Below are 21,740 nucleotides of genomic sequence, written 5' to 3' on the forward strand. Positions count from 1 at the left end.
TTAAAATAGATATTGTGGTTTGTGCATGCACAAACCACAAGTTTTTTATAGGCTATAGAACTAAAAAATATGGAATTAAAAACCTATACAAAAAGCCAATTGGCATTACGAAATGGGCAAGACAAACCTGAAATTTGGGTTGCATTTCAAGGAGTAATTTATGATGTAACCAAATCGAGATTGTGGAAAAATGGCAAACATTACGAACATTGGGCTGGACAAGACTTAACTGAAGAGCTTGAAGATGCTCCACATACTGAAAAAGTATTTGAAAAATTTGATATGGTTGGGAAACTTGTCTAAATAAATATAGAAAAATTTTGAAAAAATAGTTTTTATAACGTTCTTAAACAATGAAACAAAAATCAACTTTAATATGAACAAACTAAACTTTTTTCAGAAACGAGATTTTGGCGAAAATGTAAATTTTACTTTTCAATTTGTAAAGGAAAATTTTATTCACTATTTCGTAAATATTCTTATACTCAATATACCTATATGGATACTGATAGGTTTAGGTGTGTATGTGATGGCTGATAATTTAACAACAGTTTTAAACTCTTTGGGGTCAGGTGGAGTATTTTCTGTATTGGGGACACTTGTTATGTTTTTTATATTTGGTGTTTTATTTACTACTTATTCAGCATCTGTAGGGTATAATTATTATTTGCTCTACATGCAAAAAGGGCATAAGGGTTTTAGTTTACAAGAACTGCTTGCTAAAGCGATTGGCTCTATGATGAAATTATTAGTAGCCAATATCGTCTTGTTTGGTATTAGTTTGGGAGTATTTATTATTGCATCTTTTTTGTTTTCTCTTTTAGGAAAATTTGGAGTTATATTGATGCTTCCTTTATCTATTGTTGGTATTTACTATGCTATTCAATTGATCTTTTTTCAAATAATTGTTATTAGAGATAATAAATCAGCAATGGAAGCTATACAAAAATCTTTTTTCTTAGTAAAAGACAATTGGTGGCAAACTTTTGGTATATTAATTGTTTTTGGTGTGATAGGTCTTATAATTAGTTGGATAGTGCAATCTATTATGGGAATATTTGCAACAGAAGTAATTACACCTCAAGATCTTTTAGGAGGAAACTTTAATATGACAATAGGAACTATAATCATATATATTATCACTAATATTATTACATCTACATTGTCAGGAATGTTTTCTACAACGGCTGTTTTTGCCCAATATGGAAGTTTGGTGGAAGAGAAAGAAGGTGTACATTTAAAACAAAACATAGATAAATTTGGCACAACTCCTGATAATGAAAAAGAAGAAGAGGATTTTTAAGAAAAAATAAAATAGATAACTATACTTATACGTTTTGAAATAAAATATATTCATGCAACCATTTCAATCAGATGTAGAAGCAGCAGATGCCATAGCATCATCATACCAAAAGCTGCATAATGAAATATCAAAAGTTATTATAGGACAAGACGAAACTGTTCGATTATTACTTACTTCTATTTTTTCGCAAGGGCATTGCTTGCTTGTGGGTGTACCAGGGCTTGCGAAAACGTTACTTGTACAAACATTGGCTTCAGTATTAGACTTGAGTTTCAACCGTATTCAGTTTACGCCAGACTTGATGCCTTCCGATATTGTTGGCTCAGAAACATTGGACAAAGACCGTAATTTTCAGTTTTTGCAAGGTCCTATTTTTGCCAATATTATTTTAGCTGATGAGATTAACCGTACTCCTCCTAAAACTCAAGCAGCATTACTTGAGTCTATGCAAGAGTATGCTGTAACCATAGCAGGTAAAAAATATATGTTACCCAAACCATTCTTTGTGCTTGCAACACAAAACCCTATTGAGCAAGAAGGTACATATCCTTTGCCAGAAGCTCAATTAGACCGTTTTATGTTTAATGTACAACTGGGTTACCCTTCGTATATGGATGAGGTGAAGGTTGTAAAAAATACTACTTCAGGACAAACTGTGAACCTTCAAAAAATTATTGATGGAGAAATGCTTTTATATTTCCAGCAGTTGATACGCAAAGTAGTGGTGGCTGATAATGTGATAGAGTATGCTGTAAAGCTAGTTCATAAAACAAGACCCAATACCGAAAATGCTTCTAAAGAAGCTAACCAATATTTGGAGTGGGGAGCTGGACCAAGAGCTTCGCAATACTTGATTATTGGGGCAAAATGTAATGCTTTGCTTAAGGGCAAATACTCTCCTGATATAGAAGATGTCAAAGCTGTTGTAGAGCCTATTTTAAGACACCGTATTGTACGAAACTTTAAAGCGGAGGCTGAAGGTATCAGTATAGAAAATATTATTCAGGCCATTCTATAATATCTAAAAAAAACTTATTTTGGTGATCACAATTCACCTTAATCTTACTAAAAGCCAATGTCTGCTCTCATCAAAAATCTGAAATTATATCATTTACAGTTTTTGTTGGGAGCAATCTTTTTTACTCTTCTTGCTTGGGTTGCCATAAATTTCCATCAAAAAAAGCCATTAATCGCTGTTAATGAAAAATATAGATCTGTTATACAACGAAATATTTTAGAAGAAATCAAGATTTTAGAGCAAGAAGGTAGAGAAGTAGAGCAGTTCTTCCAAGAAGGGAATGCTATCAGTTTGGTAGAACTCAAAAGGAAACATGTATATCCCTGTGTAGTTTTTAACAACGAAAAACTCGTTTTTTGGTCTGATTTTAGATTTATTCCTGAGTATAATTTGATAGCAGGCAAATACGAAATTCAATTTTTGGAACTCAAAAATGGAATGTATTTGATACATAGGCAATATTTTAAAACGGCTGAAAGTAATAGTATTGAAATATATACATATCTGCCTATCTTCAGTCGGTTCAATATTGAAAATACATATTTACAAGCTGCTTATAATCAGGAGATAGTTCCTTCAGAAAAAATAACCATTAGTAGCAAGCCCTCCAAAACAAATATATTTTCTAATAAAGGTAATCTTCTATTTTCTCTACCTTATAACTCAAATAAAGAAGTAGATAGCTCAGAATGGTTTTTGTTGAGTCTATTTTCAGGAATATTTGCAGCAGGTTTTCTATTTATATTTTTGTGGAAATGGCGTTTGTACTTCCTTCAAAAACGTTTGTATGAGGTTAGTTGGTTAAGTTTTTTAGGTTTTTTTCTCCTTTTAAGGTGGGTAATGCTTTATAACCAAATTCCATTTGGTTTTTTTGAATGGGAGCTATTTAACCCAAAATTATATGCTTCTTCTTTTTGGTCGCCTTCGTTGGGAGATTTAGCCCTTAACTTAGTTTGTATATTTTGGTTGCTTTATCAAATACAGAATTATTATCCTCGTACATTTTTATTTCAGAAAACACGAACCATCAACAAAATAGCGATATTTATCATTGCCACTATTTTGATACTGTTGAGTTATATTGTCTTTTATAAGATATTCTGGATATTCAGTTCTATTTTTACGGATTCTCAGTTGGTTTTAGATATTTCTCAAAACATTAGTTTTTCCTCAGCTCATTGGTTGGCATATTTGGTGTTTGTGATGTTATCTGTTATTTATTTCTTTTCTAACCATTTGATAGGCAGAATTTTAATTAAAGTAATCGATAATCGCTATATTTTGTTTATTACTTCTTTTGGATTAACAACTTTAGTGCATATTCTTTGGATATATGCCAACAAAGAATTCCATCCACTACTGAGCTTTATTAATGGCGTTTATATTTTACTTTTATATTATTTTGCTTTTCCTAAATTTTTATATCAGTTTAAATATTCATCTACACTTTATTTATTTTTAGCGAGTTTATTTTGTGCCATTTCTGGAGTATATGCCATGATTTACTTTGGGGGTAGAACTCAAGATGTACAAATGCGGAAATATGCAGAAAACCTTTTGGAAGAACGAGATTTTTCTGCTGAATATAGTTTGGATAATATCAGTGATGATATTCGTTTAGATGCTGGAATCAAAGAATATTTAAGAAGTCCATTTTTAGAAAAATCCTTGATTAGAAAGAAAATTCAAAAGACATACTTGAAAAACGATTTTCCTGACTATCAAGTAAATATATATACATTTGATGCATTTGGGTATTCTTTGCAACCCCAAACCAATAATCAAACCTATCAAGAATGGGTAAGTACATACCAGAAAAAAGAATTTGGAATAGATAGAACAGATATATTTTTTATTAACGAAACGCAAGCTATTGAGCAAAAAGTAGATATCAATTTACTCAGAATGTATCTGGATTTTGTGGAAATTAAGAGAGATACTAATATGTTGGGTTATGTGATTTTAGAGTTGAAAAAGAAAAAAAATGAGCCTTTTAAAGTATATCCTGAACTTTTACAGAATGAGCGATTTAAAGAACCAGAGGAATTCAAGAATTTTTCGTATGCAATTTATAATGATGAAAAGCTTATTTATGCTTATGGAAACTTTAATTTTGAAAAAGCTTTTAAGAAGAGTTTGTTTAATATAAAAGCTTTATACAATGAGGGTTATGTGCATCAAGGTTTTAAACACTTGAGTGTGAAGGGAGAAAAAGGTCGTACGATTGTGGTTTCTATACCTGTCTATGCATTTAAAAATGTTTTTGCGAATTTTTCTTTTTTATTTTTATTACTTGTCCTTATTGTTACACAGGTTTTATTATTCTATGGTTTAACCAATTATACAAAGAAAATAAAAATAACTTTTACAACTCGTATTCAACTATTTCTGAATACAGCATTTTTCCTGCCATTGGCAGTTGTTAGTATTACTACATTGAGCATTATTAGCTCTTCTTATGACAAAGACCTAAATAATTCTTTTGTTCAGAAGGCTGAAAATGCGACAAGAAGCCTTGTCAATATTGTTCAACAATACAAAAAAGAACTAATAGAAAAAGATGAGTTACTGAAAGATATTGAAGCCATAGCTGGTTACGCTCAATCTGATATAAACCTTTTTGATGTATCAGGAAGGCTCATTGCCTCCAGCCAGTCTGGTATTTATGATAATGAATTGATTTCCAAGTATATTAATCCAGAAGTTTTATGGAAAATTGTTGAACAAAAGGAACAAAGTGTGATGCTTTTAGAATCTGTGGGTTCTTTAGGGTATAAATCGGTATATTTAGCGATACGTTCTTACGAAGACAATCAGTTGCTTGCAATATTGAGTATTCCATTTTTCGATGCAGAGGATGAAAGACAACGAAAAATTGCAGTGGTTTTGACAACTATCATCAATATTTTTACAATAGTTTTCATCATTTTTATTGTGATTTCATACTTTGCATCTAATATTTTGACAGAACCCCTGACACTGATTACTCAAAAAATTAGAAAAACGACTCTTTATGCCTATAATGAGCCTTTGCAATGGGATTCGGATGATGAAATAGGGCTTATGATAAATGAGTACAACAAAATGCTTGTGAAATTGGAGCAGAGTAAAGAGGCCTTGGCTCAAACCGAAAAAGAATCAGCTTGGCGAGAAATGGCAAAACAAGTAGCTCATGAAATCAAGAACCCGCTAACGCCCATGAAGCTCACTTTGCAACACTTGCAAATGCGTATTGAAAGGGAAAATCCTGATTTACAAAAACTCACCTCAAAGCCTTTTGAAACACTTTTGGCTCAGATAGATTTGTTGAGTGATATAGCTACCTCATTTTCTAATTTTGCGAAAATGACCACTCCGAAAAATGAAATTTTTGACGTTTCAGAAACTTTAAGGCAAACACTCCAGCTCTACGAAAGTGATGAAAAAGTGCATTTGATACGTATTTTGGAAAAAGGTAAATTTCAGGTACAAGGAGATAAACAACTAATGACACAGATTTTTACCAACATTATTTTAAATGCTATTCAGGCCGTACCTTCGGGTAAAGAGGCTGAAATAGGGGTGAGCTTGTACAGAGATGGCAGTTTTGTACATATCGAAATCAGAGATAATGGAGTGGGTATTCCTAAAGAAGTGCAAAATAAAGTATTCTTGCCTAATTTTAGTACCAAGTTTACAGGCTCAGGAATTGGGCTTGCCCTAGCAAAACGTGGTATTGAGCATGTTGGAGGGAAAATTTGGTTTGAAACCAAAGAAAATGAAGGAACTTGTTTCTTTATAGAACTACCTTTGGTATAAAAGAGCTCTATGAAGTTTTTCATAGAGCTCTTTTATTTAATGTATACTTTTTTCATTGTTTTCTTCTGAGATATCTATAAACCTCAGCTTTGGGTCTAATATGATACGAGTAGGCTTTTTGGATAGCTCAAGACTCGTTTTGAGTTGATGAGGCTCTAAAGTAAAATACTCGTTTGTTCCATCTTGAAAATTAATTTGTATTTCAATAGGTTCATTAAAAGGCATATTTTGACGAGAGCCATCAATATTTTCTATATATTTTTTTGCTTCCGTTTCAAAAGAAAGTAAATATTTTTTGTCTTTTTGAATAGCTGAAACAAATTGAATACTTAAATCGTAAGTAGTGATGGTTTTAAAAAGCTCGTCTATTTTAGCATGAATAGATGTATTAGAAATAGTTTTTAACTCTTCTATAAGATTCAAAGTAGTGGGTGGTTCATGAGGAAAGGCATGTTTTTCTAAAAGGCTTTTTAATGCTAGATTCATGTTTTTTTCACCAATTAGTTTGTACAATTGATACATCACTATCATGCCTTTATCATAACATAAAAATACTCTGTTAGGATGTGATGTGTAAAGTGGTTCATCACCTCCTAAACCTCTGTCGCCTAAATAAATATCTTTATGGATATTCACTCTATTGATAAGTCTTTCTTCTCCATATGTTTGTTTATAGAGCATCAATTCAGTGTACATAGCCAATGTTTCTGTAAGAATTTTACTGCCTTGCTGGCGTGGTGGGCTTATTTGGGAATTTCCCCACCAAGTATGTGAAAGCTCATGGCTTACAAGTTCATTGATAATATCCTTATCGGGATTAGCTTCAATTTTACTTTGTAAACCAAAATTTTCAGGAATAAAAAAACTATTAGGATATGCTGTACCTGCAAAACCTTGTACAAAAGAAGAAATTTCTATAAAACGAATACTTTTGAAGGGATATTTACCAAAATTTGCTTCACAATAATCCAATGTTTGAGTAGCTATTTTAAGTAAATAATCGATATTTTGATAATGACTTGGATGATAATAAGCCTCAATGGCAATGCCATGATACATTGTTTTTTTAAGCTGATAAGAAGCAGAAGCCACAGCAAATCGGAAAGGAGTAGGTGATGTTGTTTTATATTTGAAATAATTTCGGTCATTCTTTTGCCAAGATTCTACAAACTCCCCAACTCCAATAGCTGTCTGATTTTTAGAAGTAGAAATAATAGTTTCAAGATTGATAAACTCATAATCAAAAGGACTTTGAGACGGATTTTCTAATGGCATTAAAGGTGTAGTAGAAGGCAGTTTACGATATTTTCTTTCTTGTAAATTTGTAATTTCATTATCTGCCTGATAACCCAAACGTGGAAAATAATTGCTAATACGCATAAAAGAGCCATTTTCTAAAATAGAATTGAAAGAAGTATGTCCTGTAAAAGCAGACCAACCGTATTCAAATGTAAAATGCATTTTTAAGGAATCGTTTGGAGCTAAGGGAGTGAAAAGTGTATAAAATTCATGTCCAAACTTATTATCTTTTTTAGCTATTTTTCCTTTTTCAATAGAAACGGACTTCCACTGAATACTTTTATCTAAATACACCAAAATTTCTTTGAGAGGAGTATTTTGTTTATTGACAAGTATGTATGTACCTGAAACTTGATAACGATTTTGCTCTGGAAATAAATTTATTTGAGTTTTAACATCTGTGATGGTTGGCAAACGCATTTTTTCATATTTTCTGTACTCTAATTCGTATGCTTGTTTCCAATCATTTATTTCTTGAGTTGTTTGAAGATGAGTTTCTTTAGCAATAAAAATGCCTATTGTAGCAGTGCTTAAAACAAACATAAACAGACATAAATATCCAAATCTTGATTTTTTTAAGGATTTTAAAGGGAAAAATAAATACCAAAGTAAACAAACACTTATCATAAAAAGAACCCCAAAAAGCATTTTTACATGAAAAGCATCAAGATAAGCCCCAAATCCTGTCATATCGCTATATTTACCTTGTAATGATTTTGTAAACTTCAATAATGGATGTTTAAGACCAATTATTTTTCCGATATTGGTATTCATGAGTGCATGTATAAAAAAGCCTATTACAAGGGCTACATATTTACTTTTAAATAATTTTTGCAGTAAAATAATAATTGATGAAAACAAAGTAAGTGGTAAACCAATCACATAAAAAAGAGAAAAATATAATCCCCAATTGAATATGAAATGTTTGAATGCAATCTGGAAAAATAGACACAGAAAAATATTAAATACAATTAGAACAAACCCAATCAGCACTAAGACAGCCCATTTTGCAATAGTTATAGAAAATTTAGAAATAGGTGTGGAAATTTCAATATCTTGAAATCGAAAGGTTTTACTCTTCCAGAAAATTTCACTTCCATAAAATAAAAGTAAAATAACGGCTATATCTGGGAATGTATCAAGAATTTCATTGACAAGTAAATGTGTAGTTGCAAATTGTTCTGGCATTCTTGAGCTACCATTTAAACCACTAAAAATCTCAATACTTATAAAAATGAGCCAGCCTGATATAAATAAAACAAAAGGAAGACTTTTAAGAATACTGAAAAAATCTATTTTGATAATACTTAAAATGCTTTGTAAAGCATATCGAATAGAAGATATACGTGTTGAAATTGGTGTGTAAACCAAAGATAGTGTATTGATTTCTTTGGTGAGCTTTTGATTGTTTTTTTGTTTTTTATGATAAATAGTGAAGTTTGATTTTTTATATGTGAACCATATAAGTCCAAGAGATACAAGTAAATACAATACCCTATTGATGAGAAAATTTCCTTCTAAAACTAAAACCTGCGAATTTCGATTTTGTGCTGACCAATACCTTGTTTGTTCCAAAAATGCAGAGACCCCAAAAGGGTCAAGTTTTGCAGAAAGACTCATAGCTTCTGCTGAAACAGGCTGATTGCCTGCAACCAAAGGTGAATTGGTAAAAATAGCAATTCCCCAATACAAGAAATATAAAAAAAGCCCTGCTATGTAAATAATCATTTTGTTTTTGGAAATAGCTCCCAAGCAACCCATAACTGCCAAACAAAATAGAATATTGGGAATAACAATCACCAAAAAAGGCTGAATGTAGTACCAAAAGTCAAAATTTCCGTAAATGTGTGTGGCTTTGCGTAAGAACTGATGCCCAAACATGATTCCTACCACAAATAATAAAAAATGTAAAAAACTAATTTGAAAAATAGTCATCAAACGACTGGTAAGATAATGTTGCTTTTTTAAAGGTGTGGCATACAAAATCAAATCAAAATGATAATCTTTTTCTCTAAATAAACTTTGTGCAGCCAAAATAGCTACTACAAAAATACTTGTCAGAGAAAATAAACCTAATAGATATGTGAGTACAAAAGGTGAGTTTTTATTTGTATTTGCCCAAGGGAAATTTGCAAATGAGGCAACCATGATACCTAAGCCAAAAAATAGAGCAAGAGAAACATACAAAGCCTTTTTCTTACTGAAAAAAAGCCAATCAAATAACAAAATATCTTTAAGCATATTGTTTAGTATGAAGGAGTTGAGAAAAATAAACATCTTCTAAATCGGGATATTTAGGAACAAATCCATTATTTGGATTGCTTTCTGAATAAATATGAATTTTCAGTTTGCCAGAATGGAGTTGTGAAGAAATTACCTGATAGTTTTGTTCATAAATAGGGCGTTCTTTTTTATCAATTTGTTTTTCCCAAATACAATTTTCGAGTTTTTCAATGAAATACTGGGGTTTTCCACAGACTTGTACAACCCCTTTGTGGATAATAGCCATCTGTGAACACAAATTCTTCACATCTTCTACAATGTGTGTGGATAAGATGACGATTACTTGTTCGCCAATTTCACTTAAAAGATTATTGAAACGATTTCTTTCTTCAGGGTCTAAGCCTGCTGTAGGCTCATCTACAATAATAATTTGAGGATTTCCCAAAAGAGCTTGAGCAATACCAAATCTTTGACGCATACCACCAGAAAAAGTACTTACAGCTTTGTTTCGGTGTTCATACAAATTGGTTTTTTCAAGAAGAGCTAAAATTTGGTTTTTTCTTTCAGAAATAGATGCTATGCCTTTTAAAATGGCTAAATGTTCAAGTAAATAAAAAGCTGAAATATTGGGATATACCCCAAAATCTTGGGGTAAATATCCCAAATGTTGCTTGATATAGAGAGGGTTTTCTATAATATTGACACTATTAAACAAAATTTCGCCTGTATCAGGTATTTGTAAACCAGCAATAGTTCGCATTAGCGTAGATTTTCCTGCACCATTTGCTCCTAAAAGCCCAAACATACCATTTTGTATTTCTAAAGAAATATCTTGCATGGCTTTTACTCCATTTGAGTAAGTTTTAGAGATGTTTTTGATTTCTAGTTGATTCATGAAAAACAGTTTTTAGTTAAGACAATGGACTTCTAATCACCCATTTTTGGGTGTTTTTATATATAAAAATGAATAAGATGTGTAGCTCTTTTAGTCGGGCTTGTACTCTAAAATATCACCTGGCTGGCAATCAAGGGCTTTACAAATAGCCTCTAGAGTGTCAAAACGAATACCTTTTGCTTTACCAGTTTTTAAAATAGACAAATTGGCTGGGGTAATTTCAAGTATTTCTGCCAATTCTTTTGATTGCATTTTACGTTTGGCAAGCATCACATCTACATTAACTATAATTGGCATGGTTATATAAATAAGTCTTGTTCTTTTTGAAGATTTAAACCTTGTCTAAAAATAGTAGCTAAGAAATAAGCAAATATACCTAATACAAAGTGTAATAAAATGAGTATTTCCGTTGGATCTTCTACTTTTGTAAAGATACTTGTAATAAGAGCTGTAAGGCTTGGGAGTATCAAATTTCCCAAATAAAACCATTTGAGCTGTTTTACACCATACTCTGTAAAAAGTTTTGGCTGAAAAAACACTTTAAAAACATTGCTTACAAGCAAGAAAAACAGTCCATACAAACTAATAGGTACTAAAAAATAGAAAAAAATATACTCTGTATAATACTCTCCAAGTAAAAAAGGCTTGTTTGTAAAAGGAAAACATACCTGAAAATACTTGCCATTGTCCTTAATATTTAATGACCATTTGGTTGATAAGGCAATGACAGAATGTAAGGACATGGCAAAATAGAGAATTGCCAAAAACCTTGTGACATAGAATAAAATTTTAGAAATGATTTTGACTGAATTCATACAATATTAAGTTTAAATAATTATCGCAAAAGTAATAGTAATTATTGTAAAACAATAATTATTTATCAAAATATTTAATTGTGGTTGTCTCGGAAATCAAATATTTAAAAATATTCTTAGAAATTCATTTTGAATTTTGAACATTGTTCAATAAGTTTGTAACGATATAATAAATGATGTATGGGAACTGCTGAAAGAAAAGCTAAAGAGAAAGAAGAGTTGAAGCACCTTATTTTAGAGGGAGCAAAGAAGCTCTTTGCTGAAAGGGGCATAGAGCATACAACTATTAGAAATATTGCCAACGAAATCAATTATAGTGTAGGGACAGTATATGTTTATTATAAAGATAAAAACGATATACTTCACGCTTTACACATGCAAGGTTTTTCAATGCTTGGTTCTCGTTTTAAAGTGCTTTTTTCTGTTGAAAATCCTATGGAACGCCTGAAGGCTATGGGCAAAGAATACATTCGTTTTGCTTTGGAAAGCCCTGAAATGTACGATTTGATGTTCAACCTCAGAGCCCCTATCGAGTTTTTGGATGCTATGCAATCTGATGAATGGAATGAAGGCAGAGCAACATTTTTTATATTAAAAAATACAGTAATGGCTTGTATGGAACAAGGGCATTTTAAAGGTTTACAAGATGCAGAGGCTATTTCTTTTATGATTTGGAGTACAGTACATGGTATGTGTAGCCTTGAAATCAGAGGAAGGTGCAAAGGGGTAGCTTTTGAAAATCCTGAAACAATTGTAGAAAGAGGCTATGCCATCATGCTAAAAATGATTGATAGTATCTAAATTTTTTTTACACCTATAATGAACATCGTTCAAAATTAAAATAAAGTTCAATATGAAAAAAACGCTATTCTTATGTTGCTTATGGATACTAACGAGTTTGGTATCAGCACAAACCAAACTCAATGAATATATTTTGGAAGGTTTGAAGAGTAATGAAATGCTCAATCAAAGAAAAATCTCTTTAGAGAGAAGTCTATGGGCATTGAAAGAGGCAAAAAACTTGTATTCTCCAAGTATTACGTTTGGAGCCAATTATTACAGAGCAGATGGAGGTAGAACTGTTGACTTTCCTATAGGGGATTTGTTGAACCCTGTTTACCAAACACTTAATCAGCTTACAGGAAGTGATAGATTTCCACAATTAGAAAATCAGAGTATTTTACTCAATCCTAATGATTTTTATGATGCTCGTTTCAGAGTCAGTATGCCACTGATTAATGCAGAAATACAACACAATAAAAGAATTAAACAATATCAGTACGATTTACAAAAAACAGAGATTTCTATTTATCAAAGAGAACTTATCAAAGATGTAAAGAAAGCGTATTTTCAGTATTTACAAGCAACTAAAGCCATTGAAATTTATGAAAATGCTCAAAAAATAGTTGCTGAAAGCAATAGAGTCAATAAATCGTTGTTTAACAACCAAAAAGTAAACAGAACTGTTGTAACTCGTAGCGAAAACGAACTTACGAAAATAGAATCGCAGATTAAAGTAGCTCAAGAAAATCAGAAAAATGCTCAAGCTTATTTTAATTTTTTACTTAATAAACCACTTGAAAGTCCTATACAAATAGAAGAGTACAATAATTTGCCTACTCTCAAAGATACTGATACAGAGATAAGTAAGAGAGAAGAGCTTTCCAAACTTGCTACAGCCACACAAGTAAATAATGAGGTAACAGCTCTTTCCAAAGCGTATTTAGTACCGAAGGTAAATATTTTTGCAGATTTGGGTTCACAAGGCTTTCAGTGGAAATTCAATGATAAAACTCGTTATTATTTTGCAGGAATCAGCTTAGAATGGAACTTATTTGCTTCTGGTAGGAACCTCCAAAAAATTAAACAAAATGAATTGGATGGAAAAGTTTTGGTATCTCAAATCAATCATACCAATAGCCAATTACAATTACAGGCTCAAACATCTATTAATACATTTAAAAGCTCTGTAGCATTATATGAGTCAAATATGGCTCAACAAAAAACAGCTATTCAATATTACAACGACATGCTTAAACTCTATAAAGAAGGGCAAGCTTTATACATAGAGCTCTTAGATGCTCAAAACCAGTACATCAGTACACAATTACAAACCAATATTGCTCTTTTTGATACTTGGATGAAATATGCAGAAGTAGAAAGAGCCAATGCTTCCTTCAATATTGAATAATCTTAACCAGTTATACACCATGAAAAATACTTTGATTTTGCTATCAGGCTTACTACTAGTTGCTTGTGGCTCTAAAAAAACAGAAAAAAATCCTTTCCCTGCAAACAACGAAGCAATTGCTGTAAAAGTAGCAGATGTTCAATCGCTTGAAAATGGTAAAATTATTCAAGCAACAGGGCTTGTAACCACAGAAAATGAAGCTCGCTATTCTTTTAAAATTGGAGGAATTATTGAGTCTATGAATGTAGATGAAGGGCAACATTTTAGAAGAGGGCAATTGCTTGCCACACTTAAAATCACTGAAATAAACTCACAATTACAACAAGCTCAACTGGGTTACGAAAAAGCTCAAAGAGATTTTACAAGAGCCTCAAATCTGTACAATGACAGTGTAGCCACCTTAGAGCAATTCCAAAATGCAAAAACAGCTATGGATATTGCCAAAAAGAATATAGATGTGGTTTCTTTTAACCAAAATTATGCAGCTATTTATGCTTTAGCAGATGGTTTTGTTACAAAACAAATGGCTCATACAGGAGAAGTTGTAGGAGCAGGAACGCCTATTTTTATGATTAATGAAAACAATGCCAATAAAGATTGGGTACTTAAAGTAGGTGTTACAGATAAACAATGGGCAAATATTCAGGAAAACCAGCAGGCTCAAGTAACCTTAGATGCTTTCCCTGATAAGACATTTCAGGCTACAGTATTTCGTAAATCGCAGGCAGCAGACCAAGTAAGTGGATCTTTTCAGATAGAATTAAAATTACAATTAGACACTGAAAAATTGGCTGTGGGTATGTTCGGAAAAGCTACTATCGTTCCTACCATCAAAACAAACCAAGTAGCCATTCCTTATGATGCTCTCATTGAAGCAGAAGGCAATAAAGGCTACGTTTTTGCTCCTGTGTCCAATACACAAGTCAAAAAAATACCTGTTTTGATAGCTTCTTTCGATAAAAACCAAGTTTATGTAGAAAAAGGCTTGGAAGGTGTGGGGCAAGTAGTAGTATCGAATAGTGCTTTCTTAAACGAAAAATCTACTATCAAAATCGTCAAATAATTACTTCCATGAAAATCACAGAATATTCCGTAAAAAATTATCAGTTTACCCTCATCATGTTTGTGATGGTAGCTGTATTGGGAGTGGTTACTTTGCTTACCATGCCTCGTGCCGAAGACCCTGAAATCAATCCTCCACAGTTTCCAATTATTGCAATTTACCCTGGTACAAGCCCTAAAGATATGGAGGAACTTGTGGTAAAGCCCATTGAAAAGAAAATATACGAACTTGAAAATATTGATAAAGTACTAACTACCATCGAAAATGGTTTAGCCATTATGCGTGTAGAGTTTAAGTATGGAGTGAATGTAGATAATAAATATCAGGAGGTTATCAGAGAAGTAAATGGACTTAGGAGCAGTTTGCCAAAAGATTTATATAGCCTTGAGGTCAGAAGAGTGGACCCTTCGGATGTGAATATTTTGCAGGTAGCATTCGTTTCTGAAAATGCTTCATACAAAACACTCAAAGAACAAGCAGATATTCTCAAAGAAAAACTTGAAAAAATAACAGATTTAAAAGATATCGAATATTCTGGAGCTCCAGAAGAAGTAATAAGAGTAGATGTTCAGTTGGATAAATTGGCTCAATTACGTATTCCTTTGAATGCAGTAGTGGGTAGTTTGCAAAGTGAAGATGCCAATATCCCTGGGGGCAATGTGAATATGGGTACAAAAACTTTCAATGTTAAAACAAGTGGAAAATTTAAAGACCTTGAAGACATTGCTTCTACAGTTGTCTATAATGCAGGGGGTAAAATAGTACTTTTGAAAGATATAGCTGTTATTGGCTATAAATATGAAACAGAAAAACACATTACACGCATCAATGGGTACAGATGTATTTTGCTCAATGCTGCTCAAAAGCAAGGTGCTAATATCTCCAAAACCAAAGAAGCATTTAATCCTGTTTTAGCAGAATTTGAAAAAAGTCTGCCTAAAAATATCCAAATGGTCAAAAACTTTGACCAAGCAGATAATGTATCACAGCGTTTGGGTGGATTGAGTTTTGACTTTACATTAGCTATCTTGTTGGTAATGATTACTTTGCTTCCATTAGGAACAAGAGCTTCAATTATTGTTATGATTTCAATACCTTTGTCACTTGCCTTGGGGCTTGTTGGGTTGAATGCTTTAGGTTATTCGCTAAACCAGTTGAGTATTGTGGGTTTGGTTGTAGCCTTAGGCTTACTTGTAGATGATAGCATTGTGGTAGTTGAAAACATTGAAAGATGGCTCAGAGATGGTTATTCTAAAAAAGAAGCAGCTATACAGGCCACTAAACAAATTGGATTGGCAGTTTTAGGTTGTACAGCTACACTCATTATTGCTTTTTTACCTCTTATCTTTTTACCTGGGGGACCAGGAGAGTTTATCAGAGGTTTGCCAATGGCTGTCATTACCAGCGTATTTGCATCTATGATTGTTTCTTTGACTGTTGTACCTTTCTTGGGTAGTGCTTTACTTAAAAATCATCATAATCCTGAAGGCAATATCTTCTTGAGATTTTTGAAAAAAGGAATTAGTGCAACTTACTCAAAACTGATGGTTAGAGCATTAAAACGCCCTGTTATTACACTTTTAGTTGGTTTGGGTTTATTTGTAGGTTCACTTATGTTATTTCCTGTAATTGGTTTTAGATTGTTTCCAACATCAGAGAAACCCATCTTTTTAGTCAATATCAAAATGCCTTTACAAACTAATTTGCAAGAAAACAATAGAATTACAGGGCTTGTAGAAGATGTTTTGAAGAAAAATACTGAAGTTAAGTTTTTCACTGCCAATATCGGTAAAGGGAATCCACAAATTTATTATAATATTGTTCAACAAGAAGAAAAAACAGATTTTGCTCAGATATTTGTTCAGTTGGATAACCATACAAAACCTACAGATAAAAAACGCATTATTGAGGGTTTAAGGCAACAATTTGTAGAATTTCCTTATGCTAAAGTCGAAATCAAAGACTTTGAACAAGGTCCTCCTATTGAAGCACCTATTTCTATCAGAATGTTCGGAGATAATTTGGATACACTCAGAAAATTATCTTTCCAAGTAGAAAGTATTATTCGAGGCAATAAGGGGACAATTTATGTCAATAACGAACTCAACGTTCTCAAAACAGATATTAAAGTAAAAATTAATAAAGAAAAAGCGAGAACTCTTGGTATCATGACTGCCGATATAGATAGAACCATCAGGCTTGCAGTGGCTGGGATAGAAGTAGGTAATTATTCTGATGAACAAGGAGATGATTATAAGGTGGTTGTCAATGCTCCACGAGAAAAAGTAGTTACTTTGGATGTTTTTAATAATTTATTTGTAAATAATACATCAGGAACACCCATTCAATTGAGCCAAATGGCTGAAATAACTTTCGAGACTTCACCAACCAGCATCAATCACTTCAATAAAAATAGATTTGCTAAAGTTACAGCTTATACACAAAAAAATGTGTTAGCCAATCAGGTAGTCAAAGAAATCGTACCCAAATTAGACTCTTTGAAACTTCCTAAAGGTTACTATTATAAATTGGCAGGAGAAGCAGAAAGTGAAGGAGATGCCTTTGGTGGAGGTTTTATGTCTGTTATTCTCATTACAGTATTTTTATTCATAGCCGTTCTGATTTTGCAATTTAAAACATTCAAAGGGACATTGATTGTACTTTCTGTGATACCACTAGGTATTGTGGGTGGTGTTTCGGCTCTGTTTTTGGCAGGTGAACCACTCTCGTTTGTAGCAATTATTGGTTTTATTGGACTGGCTGGTGTAGAAGTTAAAAACTCTATTTTACTTGTAGATTTTACAAATCAATTACGTCAAGAAGGTTTAGGACTAAATGAAGCCATCGAGAAAGCAGGAGAAATCAGGTTTTTACCTATAATACTTACTTCATTGACAGCTATTGGAGGTCTTTTACCACTTGCAGTCAATTCAAATCCATTGATTTCACCATTGGCGTTGGTTTTAATAGGTGGACTTATCAGTTCAACCATTCTTTCACGTATTGTGACACCTGTGGTGTATAAATTATTACCTCCTTCTATCAACAGCTAAGATTAAAGAGGTTAGAATGCAAAAGGGTAGCAGAAGCTACCCTTTTTTGTTTGATTCAATTTGTTTATAATTGATCTTATCTTTGTAGAAGGTTTGAACAAGCTTAAAATGAAAAAAATAATTTTAACAATATGTGTGTGTATTTTTGGAGTTTTATTGAACTTAGTTTTTGCTCAGTCCAAAAAAACACTCAGTCCTGATAAATTTGAAGCTTTCTTAAAAGAGTTTCTCTCTAAAACTTATTCTGAGAAAAAATTTGATAGCCTTTTTTATGTGTCGTCCCCAATAGTGATGAATTTCACTGATAAAAAACTTGGATTTGGAAGGTTTTGGAATATGGGTGTGTATTGCAATTTATACAAATCTGGTAGTTTTGGTTATAGTTTTCATGATAGCTATTTTGGTGAAATTCAACCTAATATAGTAAAATTGAGAGTTTTTGCTAACGAAGAACCTACAAATGGATTTTGTGAAGAAGCAACCTCACCTGATGGAATATACTATCAAACAGTTGAAGACTTCCCTCAAGATTGGGACATGGAAAAATCTAAACCCATTCCAACATCTGCTAAACTCAAGAAACTGAACAAAAAAGTAGTTTATATCCAAACAGAAAAATGGATAAAAAAGACACTCTATTTTGTTCAATCAGGGAATAAGTGGTTCTTAATTTACATAGATGATTGTGATTGCAGTGCCTGAGGTAAAATGGAATAAATTCTAAGGTAAAAAACAATATACAATTGAATAGTTTTTCTTACTTACTACCTGCCACTATCTCCATTAAATCTTGTTTCTGATAATGTTTTTGAGCCATTTCCAAAATATGTTCAGGCGTAACAGCTTCGATAGTTTCTAAGTATTTTTCGTAAAAACTATAACTAATTTGGTGTAAATGAATCTCTTTAAACAAATCCATTTGTGAAAAAGCTGTTGTAATGCCTGATGCAAAAGAACCAGCCATATAATTTTTAACTCTTTCAAGCTCTTCAAGGCTCACTTTTTCATTTTGTAAAATCTCTATTTCCTTGTAAATTTCGGTGAGTGTGTTTTGACTAAATTCAGCTTTTACATCTGTTCCAATACCCACAAAAGAGGCATTTCTTAGATTTTGAAGGCTACTAAAAATACCATACGTATAGCCTTTCTCTTCTCTGATATTTTGCATAAGTCTTGAACCAAAATATCCACCCAAAATGGTATTCATGACAGCCAGTTTAAAATAATCAAGATTGTGTTTGTTGATAATATGTTTGCCTACTCTAATTGTATTTTGCAGACTGCCGGCTTTTTCTACAAAAATCGTTTCAGAACGAATAGGGCTGATTTCAAAAGAGGGTTTTTGAATAGTCTTTGGAGTATATTTACCAAAATAAGTATCTAAAACTTTCAAAACAGAGTCATCAAAATAACCTGAAACCAAAATTTCTAAAGAAGCATTTTGAATATAATTGCTATAAAATTCTTGTAAAACATTGATGTTAATTTGCTCAATTTCTTCAATTTCAAGACTTTTTCCATAAGGATGTTTATCTCCAAAAAGAGCTTTTCTAAAGGCTCTCCCTGCCAGATAAGTTGTTTTCTGAAAATTGATTTGTAGCTCTTGTGATTGTCTTCTTTTTAAAATTTCAAGTTCTGATTCTGGAAATGTAGGCTCAAAAAGCATTTCGGCAATCATAGGCACTACTTCCGAAACAAAGCGAGTAGGACAATACAAAATAACTTCTGCTTGATCAAAATGATTGCTGATTTCTAAAAATGCTCCATATTGGTCTATATCAGCACTAATTTGGTTAGAATTTCTATTTTTTGTGCCTTCTTGAAGCATTTTGAGTGTAAAAAAAGCCTGCCCGTTGAGTCTGTTATAAAAGTTTCCAGCCTCCAAAAGCCATTCTATACGTACAAGTTCTTGTTCTCCTAATGGCAATGTATAAATAGTATTTTGGTTGGAGAGTGTAGTTTTATTTGTTCGGATGATATTGATTTCCTTGATTTTATGAAATTCAGGAGCTTGAGTTCTGTCGAGCATAGAAAATTATTTACAAAACGATAATGATTGTATGATTTTTAAGCAAAACTGCTTAATTTTATTGCATAAATCTCAAATATATGAAAAAATTACTTTTTTGCTACTTTTTTTTGTTGTTAAACCTATCAATGTTTGCACAAAAACGCCAGTTTAAGGAAGCTGAAGTACACTTCCAGTATGAAGAGTATAATTTAGCAATCCCTTTGTATGAAGCTTATTTACGAGAAGAGCCTGATGGTAAAAATGCTTTAGAAGCTAATTATAAATTAGGTGTTTGCCATCTAAATACTTCACAAAGAGGAAAAACTTTACCTTATTTAGAGTATGTATATAATAAGAACCCACAATATAATAAGAATTTAACTTATTACTTGGCTCAAGGCTACCATATTCAACATCAATGGGATAAAGCTGAGCAATTTTATAAAATGGTTACAAAAGAAAGTGAGTGGTTTAAAGAAGTACCAAAACATTTGGAAGAATGTAGCTTTGGTAGAAGCTATATGAAAAATCCTAAAAGAATTACCATTGAAAATTTAGGTGATATAGTAAACTCTGCTCACGCAGAGTATGTACCAGCTATTTCTGATGATGAAAATGTTTTAATTTTCACTGCTCGAAGACCCAATACCACAGGTGGAGGTAAAGACCCTGAAGACCAAGAATATTTTGAAGATATTTATTATTGTGAGAAAAAAGATGATAAATGGTCTGAACCCAAAAGTATGCCCAGACCCATTAATTCTAATTCGCATGATGCTTGTATAGCTCTTTCTCCTGATGGAAAAACACTGTTTGTTTATAAAACAGGTGGGGGTAAAGAAAAATTAGGTGATATTTATTATTCCGAAAAGAAAACGGAAGGCTGGACAGACCCTAAAGATATGGGAAACAGAGTAAATTCTAAATATAGAGAGCCTTCTATTTCTATTACTCATGATGGAAAAACGATTTATTTCTCAAGTGATAGACCTAATGGTTTAGGAGGTTTGGATATTTATAAAAGCACTAAGAACGAAAAAGGAGAGTGGGGAGAGCCTGTTAATTTAGGACCAACCATCAATACACCCTATGATGAAGACAGTCCTTTTATTCATAATGAAACAACGTTGTATTTTAGCTCACAAGGGCATACCTCAATGGGTGGCTATGATATTTTTGTTACAAAATCAGAAAATAACCAGTGGGGCAAACCCGAAAATTTAGGCTATCCTATTAATACAGCCGATGATGATATTTATTATGTGGTTTCAAAAAATGAAGAAAGAGGCTATCTCTCTTCGGCAAGAGCAGGTGGTTTTGGAGAAAAAGATTTGTATGTGGTATATCTCAAAGATCCTAATACTCCTGTTGTAACCAACACAACTCCTACAACACCAACAAAGCCCGATGAGCCACAAAAGCCTAAATACAAGACTATTGTAAAAGGAACAATCACAGATGCTAAAACAAAAGAAAAATTGGTAGCTGATATTGTATTAATTAGCCTGAAAGAAAATATCACTGAGCAAGAACTTGCTTCTAAAGAGCCTGTGGGCAAATACGAAACAGATAAACTTCCAACAGGTAAAGATTATCTGATTAATGTAAATAAAGAAGGTTACTTGTTTCATTCTCAGAGTTTTAAAATCCCTCCACAACCCGAAAAAGACCAAGAAATTATTGTAGATATAGAGCTTCTCAAGCTTTCAAAAGGTGAAAAAATCAATTTAACAGTATTTTATGATTTTGATAAAGACTTTTTACGCTTGGAGTCTAAACCTGAATTGGAGCGTTTAGTAGCATTCCTACAAAAATATCCAAAACTCAAAGTAGAAATAGCAGGACATACAGACGCCATTGGTACAGATCAAAAAAATCTGGGACTTTCTGATCGTAGGTCTCAATCAGTTGTTAGATATTTGATAGAACGTGGAATTGACCCTAAAAGACTGGTTGCCAAAGGATATGGCGAAAGTAAACCCATTTCTACCAATGAAACAGATGAAGGCAGACAACTCAACAGACGTACCGAATGTGTAGTTTTGGAGTATTAAAGAAAAAAATATAAAAC

Annotated in this window: 15 protein-coding genes; 10 read left to right on the plus strand and 5 right to left on the minus strand. The window is 32.4% G+C overall.

The features are described from left to right. Nucleotides 1-69 precede the first annotated feature (69 nt). The 4 genes from AD998_05295 to AD998_05310 all read left to right on the plus strand — a co-directional run bounded on the left by AD998_05295 (nucleotide 70) and on the right by AD998_05310 (nucleotide 6,119). Nucleotides 70-303: a cytochrome b5 gene (locus AD998_05295; GenBank protein KOY85642.1), complete on the plus strand. Its 234-nt coding sequence runs from the start codon at nucleotides 70-72 to the stop codon at nucleotides 301-303. A 73-nt stretch (nucleotides 304-376) separates the two neighbouring features. After that, entirely contained in the window at nucleotides 377-1,303 is a 927-nt protein-coding gene (locus AD998_05300) for a hypothetical protein (protein KOY85643.1), read from the plus strand. A gap of 52 nt (nucleotides 1,304-1,355) precedes the next feature. Then, nucleotides 1,356-2,321 carry an AAA family ATPase gene (locus AD998_05305; GenBank protein KOY85644.1) on the plus strand — a complete coding sequence of 322 codons (966 nt, stop codon included), beginning with the start codon at nucleotides 1,356-1,358 and terminating at the stop codon, nucleotides 2,319-2,321. 57 nt (nucleotides 2,322-2,378) lie between these two features. Continuing rightward, a complete protein-coding gene (locus tag AD998_05310; GenBank protein KOY85645.1) occupies nucleotides 2,379-6,119 on the plus strand; it encodes a hypothetical protein in 3,741 nt (1,246 codons plus the stop codon). 36 nt (nucleotides 6,120-6,155) lie between these two features. Here AD998_05310 and AD998_05315 read toward each other — a convergent pair whose 3' ends face one another. The 4 genes from AD998_05315 to AD998_05330 all read right to left on the minus strand — a co-directional run bounded on the left by AD998_05315 (nucleotide 6,156) and on the right by AD998_05330 (nucleotide 11,351). Next, nucleotides 6,156-9,659, minus strand: coding sequence for a hypothetical protein (locus AD998_05315; protein ID KOY85646.1), 3,504 nt, complete (start codon nucleotides 9,657-9,659; stop codon nucleotides 6,156-6,158). Then, complete coding sequence (locus AD998_05320; protein KOY85647.1) at nucleotides 9,652-10,536, minus strand: multidrug ABC transporter ATP-binding protein; 885 nt, start codon at nucleotides 10,534-10,536, stop codon at nucleotides 9,652-9,654. The genes AD998_05315 and AD998_05320 overlap by 8 nt, the downstream gene beginning before the upstream one ends. A 90-nt stretch (nucleotides 10,537-10,626) precedes the next feature. After that, nucleotides 10,627-10,833 carry a Cro/Cl family transcriptional regulator gene (locus tag AD998_05325; GenBank protein KOY85648.1) on the minus strand — a complete coding sequence of 69 codons (207 nt, stop codon included), beginning with the start codon at nucleotides 10,831-10,833 and terminating at the stop codon, nucleotides 10,627-10,629. Nucleotides 10,834-10,835: 2 nt separating this feature from the next. After that, nucleotides 10,836-11,351 (minus strand): hypothetical protein, encoded by a 516-nt coding sequence (locus AD998_05330; GenBank protein KOY85649.1) that lies wholly within the window; start codon nucleotides 11,349-11,351, stop codon nucleotides 10,836-10,838. A gap of 180 nt (nucleotides 11,352-11,531) precedes the next feature. On the opposite strand from AD998_05330, the gene AD998_05335 reads away from it, so the two are divergent. The 5 genes from AD998_05335 to AD998_05355 are packed head-to-tail and all read left to right on the plus strand — an operon-like array spanning nucleotide 11,532 to nucleotide 18,360. Beyond that, nucleotides 11,532-12,152: a TetR family transcriptional regulator gene (locus AD998_05335; protein KOY85650.1), complete on the plus strand. Its 621-nt coding sequence runs from the start codon at nucleotides 11,532-11,534 to the stop codon at nucleotides 12,150-12,152. A 52-nt stretch (nucleotides 12,153-12,204) separates the two neighbouring features. Further along, entirely contained in the window at nucleotides 12,205-13,542 is a 1,338-nt protein-coding gene (locus tag AD998_05340) for a transporter (protein KOY85651.1), read from the plus strand. A 19-nt stretch (nucleotides 13,543-13,561) separates the two neighbouring features. Continuing rightward, a complete protein-coding gene (locus tag AD998_05345) occupies nucleotides 13,562-14,605 on the plus strand; it encodes an RND transporter (GenBank protein ID KOY88068.1) in 1,044 nt (347 codons plus the stop codon). 8 nt (nucleotides 14,606-14,613) lie between these two features. Next, the gene (locus AD998_05350; protein ID KOY85652.1) at nucleotides 14,614-17,658 is read left to right on the plus strand and encodes a multidrug transporter AcrB; all 3,045 of its coding nucleotides are present in this window, start codon (nucleotides 14,614-14,616) and stop codon (nucleotides 17,656-17,658) included. 60 nt (nucleotides 17,659-17,718) lie between these two features. Beyond that, on the plus strand, nucleotides 17,719-18,360 hold the full coding sequence (locus AD998_05355; protein KOY85653.1) for a hypothetical protein: 642 nt from the start codon (nucleotides 17,719-17,721) through the stop codon (nucleotides 18,358-18,360). A 55-nt stretch (nucleotides 18,361-18,415) separates the two neighbouring features. Here the strand turns inward: AD998_05355 and AD998_05360 are convergent, their stop codons facing one another. Then, a complete protein-coding gene (locus AD998_05360) occupies nucleotides 18,416-19,687 on the minus strand; it encodes a hypothetical protein (protein ID KOY85654.1) in 1,272 nt (423 codons plus the stop codon). 80 nt (nucleotides 19,688-19,767) lie between these two features. Between AD998_05360 and AD998_05365 the strand changes: the two genes are divergently transcribed. Continuing rightward, complete coding sequence (locus tag AD998_05365; GenBank protein KOY85655.1) at nucleotides 19,768-21,723, plus strand: hypothetical protein; 1,956 nt, start codon at nucleotides 19,768-19,770, stop codon at nucleotides 21,721-21,723. The last annotated feature ends 17 nt before the right edge of the window (nucleotides 21,724-21,740 follow it).

The organism is bacterium 336/3 (assembly GCA_001281695.1).
Lineage (GTDB): Bacteria > Bacteroidota > Bacteroidia > Cytophagales > Thermonemataceae > Raineya.

What these genes read in the sequence shown, in the direction of transcription:
- AD998_05315 (KOY85646.1), bottom strand. Translation starts at nt 9,659, where the DNA reads ATGCTTAAAGATATTTTGTTATTTGATTGGCTTTTTTTCAGTAAGAAA.
- AD998_05310 (KOY85645.1), top strand. Translation starts at nt 2,379, where the DNA reads ATGTCTGCTCTCATCAAAAATCTGAAATTATATCATTTACAGTTTTTG.
- AD998_05320 (KOY85647.1), bottom strand. Translation starts at nt 10,536, where the DNA reads ATGAATCAACTAGAAATCAAAAACATCTCTAAAACTTACTCAAATGGA.
- AD998_05295 (KOY85642.1), top strand. Translation starts at nt 70, where the DNA reads ATGGAATTAAAAACCTATACAAAAAGCCAATTGGCATTACGAAATGGG.
- AD998_05305 (KOY85644.1), top strand. Translation starts at nt 1,356, where the DNA reads ATGCAACCATTTCAATCAGATGTAGAAGCAGCAGATGCCATAGCATCA.
- AD998_05335 (KOY85650.1), top strand. Translation starts at nt 11,532, where the DNA reads ATGGGAACTGCTGAAAGAAAAGCTAAAGAGAAAGAAGAGTTGAAGCAC.
- AD998_05345 (KOY88068.1), top strand. Translation starts at nt 13,562, where the DNA reads ATGAAAAATACTTTGATTTTGCTATCAGGCTTACTACTAGTTGCTTGT.
- AD998_05300 (KOY85643.1), top strand. Translation starts at nt 377, where the DNA reads ATGAACAAACTAAACTTTTTTCAGAAACGAGATTTTGGCGAAAATGTA.
- AD998_05365 (KOY85655.1), top strand. Translation starts at nt 19,768, where the DNA reads ATGAAAAAATTACTTTTTTGCTACTTTTTTTTGTTGTTAAACCTATCA.
- AD998_05360 (KOY85654.1), bottom strand. Translation starts at nt 19,687, where the DNA reads ATGCTCGACAGAACTCAAGCTCCTGAATTTCATAAAATCAAGGAAATC.
- AD998_05325 (KOY85648.1), bottom strand. Translation starts at nt 10,833, where the DNA reads ATGCCAATTATAGTTAATGTAGATGTGATGCTTGCCAAACGTAAAATG.
- AD998_05340 (KOY85651.1), top strand. Translation starts at nt 12,205, where the DNA reads ATGAAAAAAACGCTATTCTTATGTTGCTTATGGATACTAACGAGTTTG.
- AD998_05350 (KOY85652.1), top strand. Translation starts at nt 14,614, where the DNA reads ATGAAAATCACAGAATATTCCGTAAAAAATTATCAGTTTACCCTCATC.
- AD998_05330 (KOY85649.1), bottom strand. Translation starts at nt 11,351, where the DNA reads ATGAATTCAGTCAAAATCATTTCTAAAATTTTATTCTATGTCACAAGG.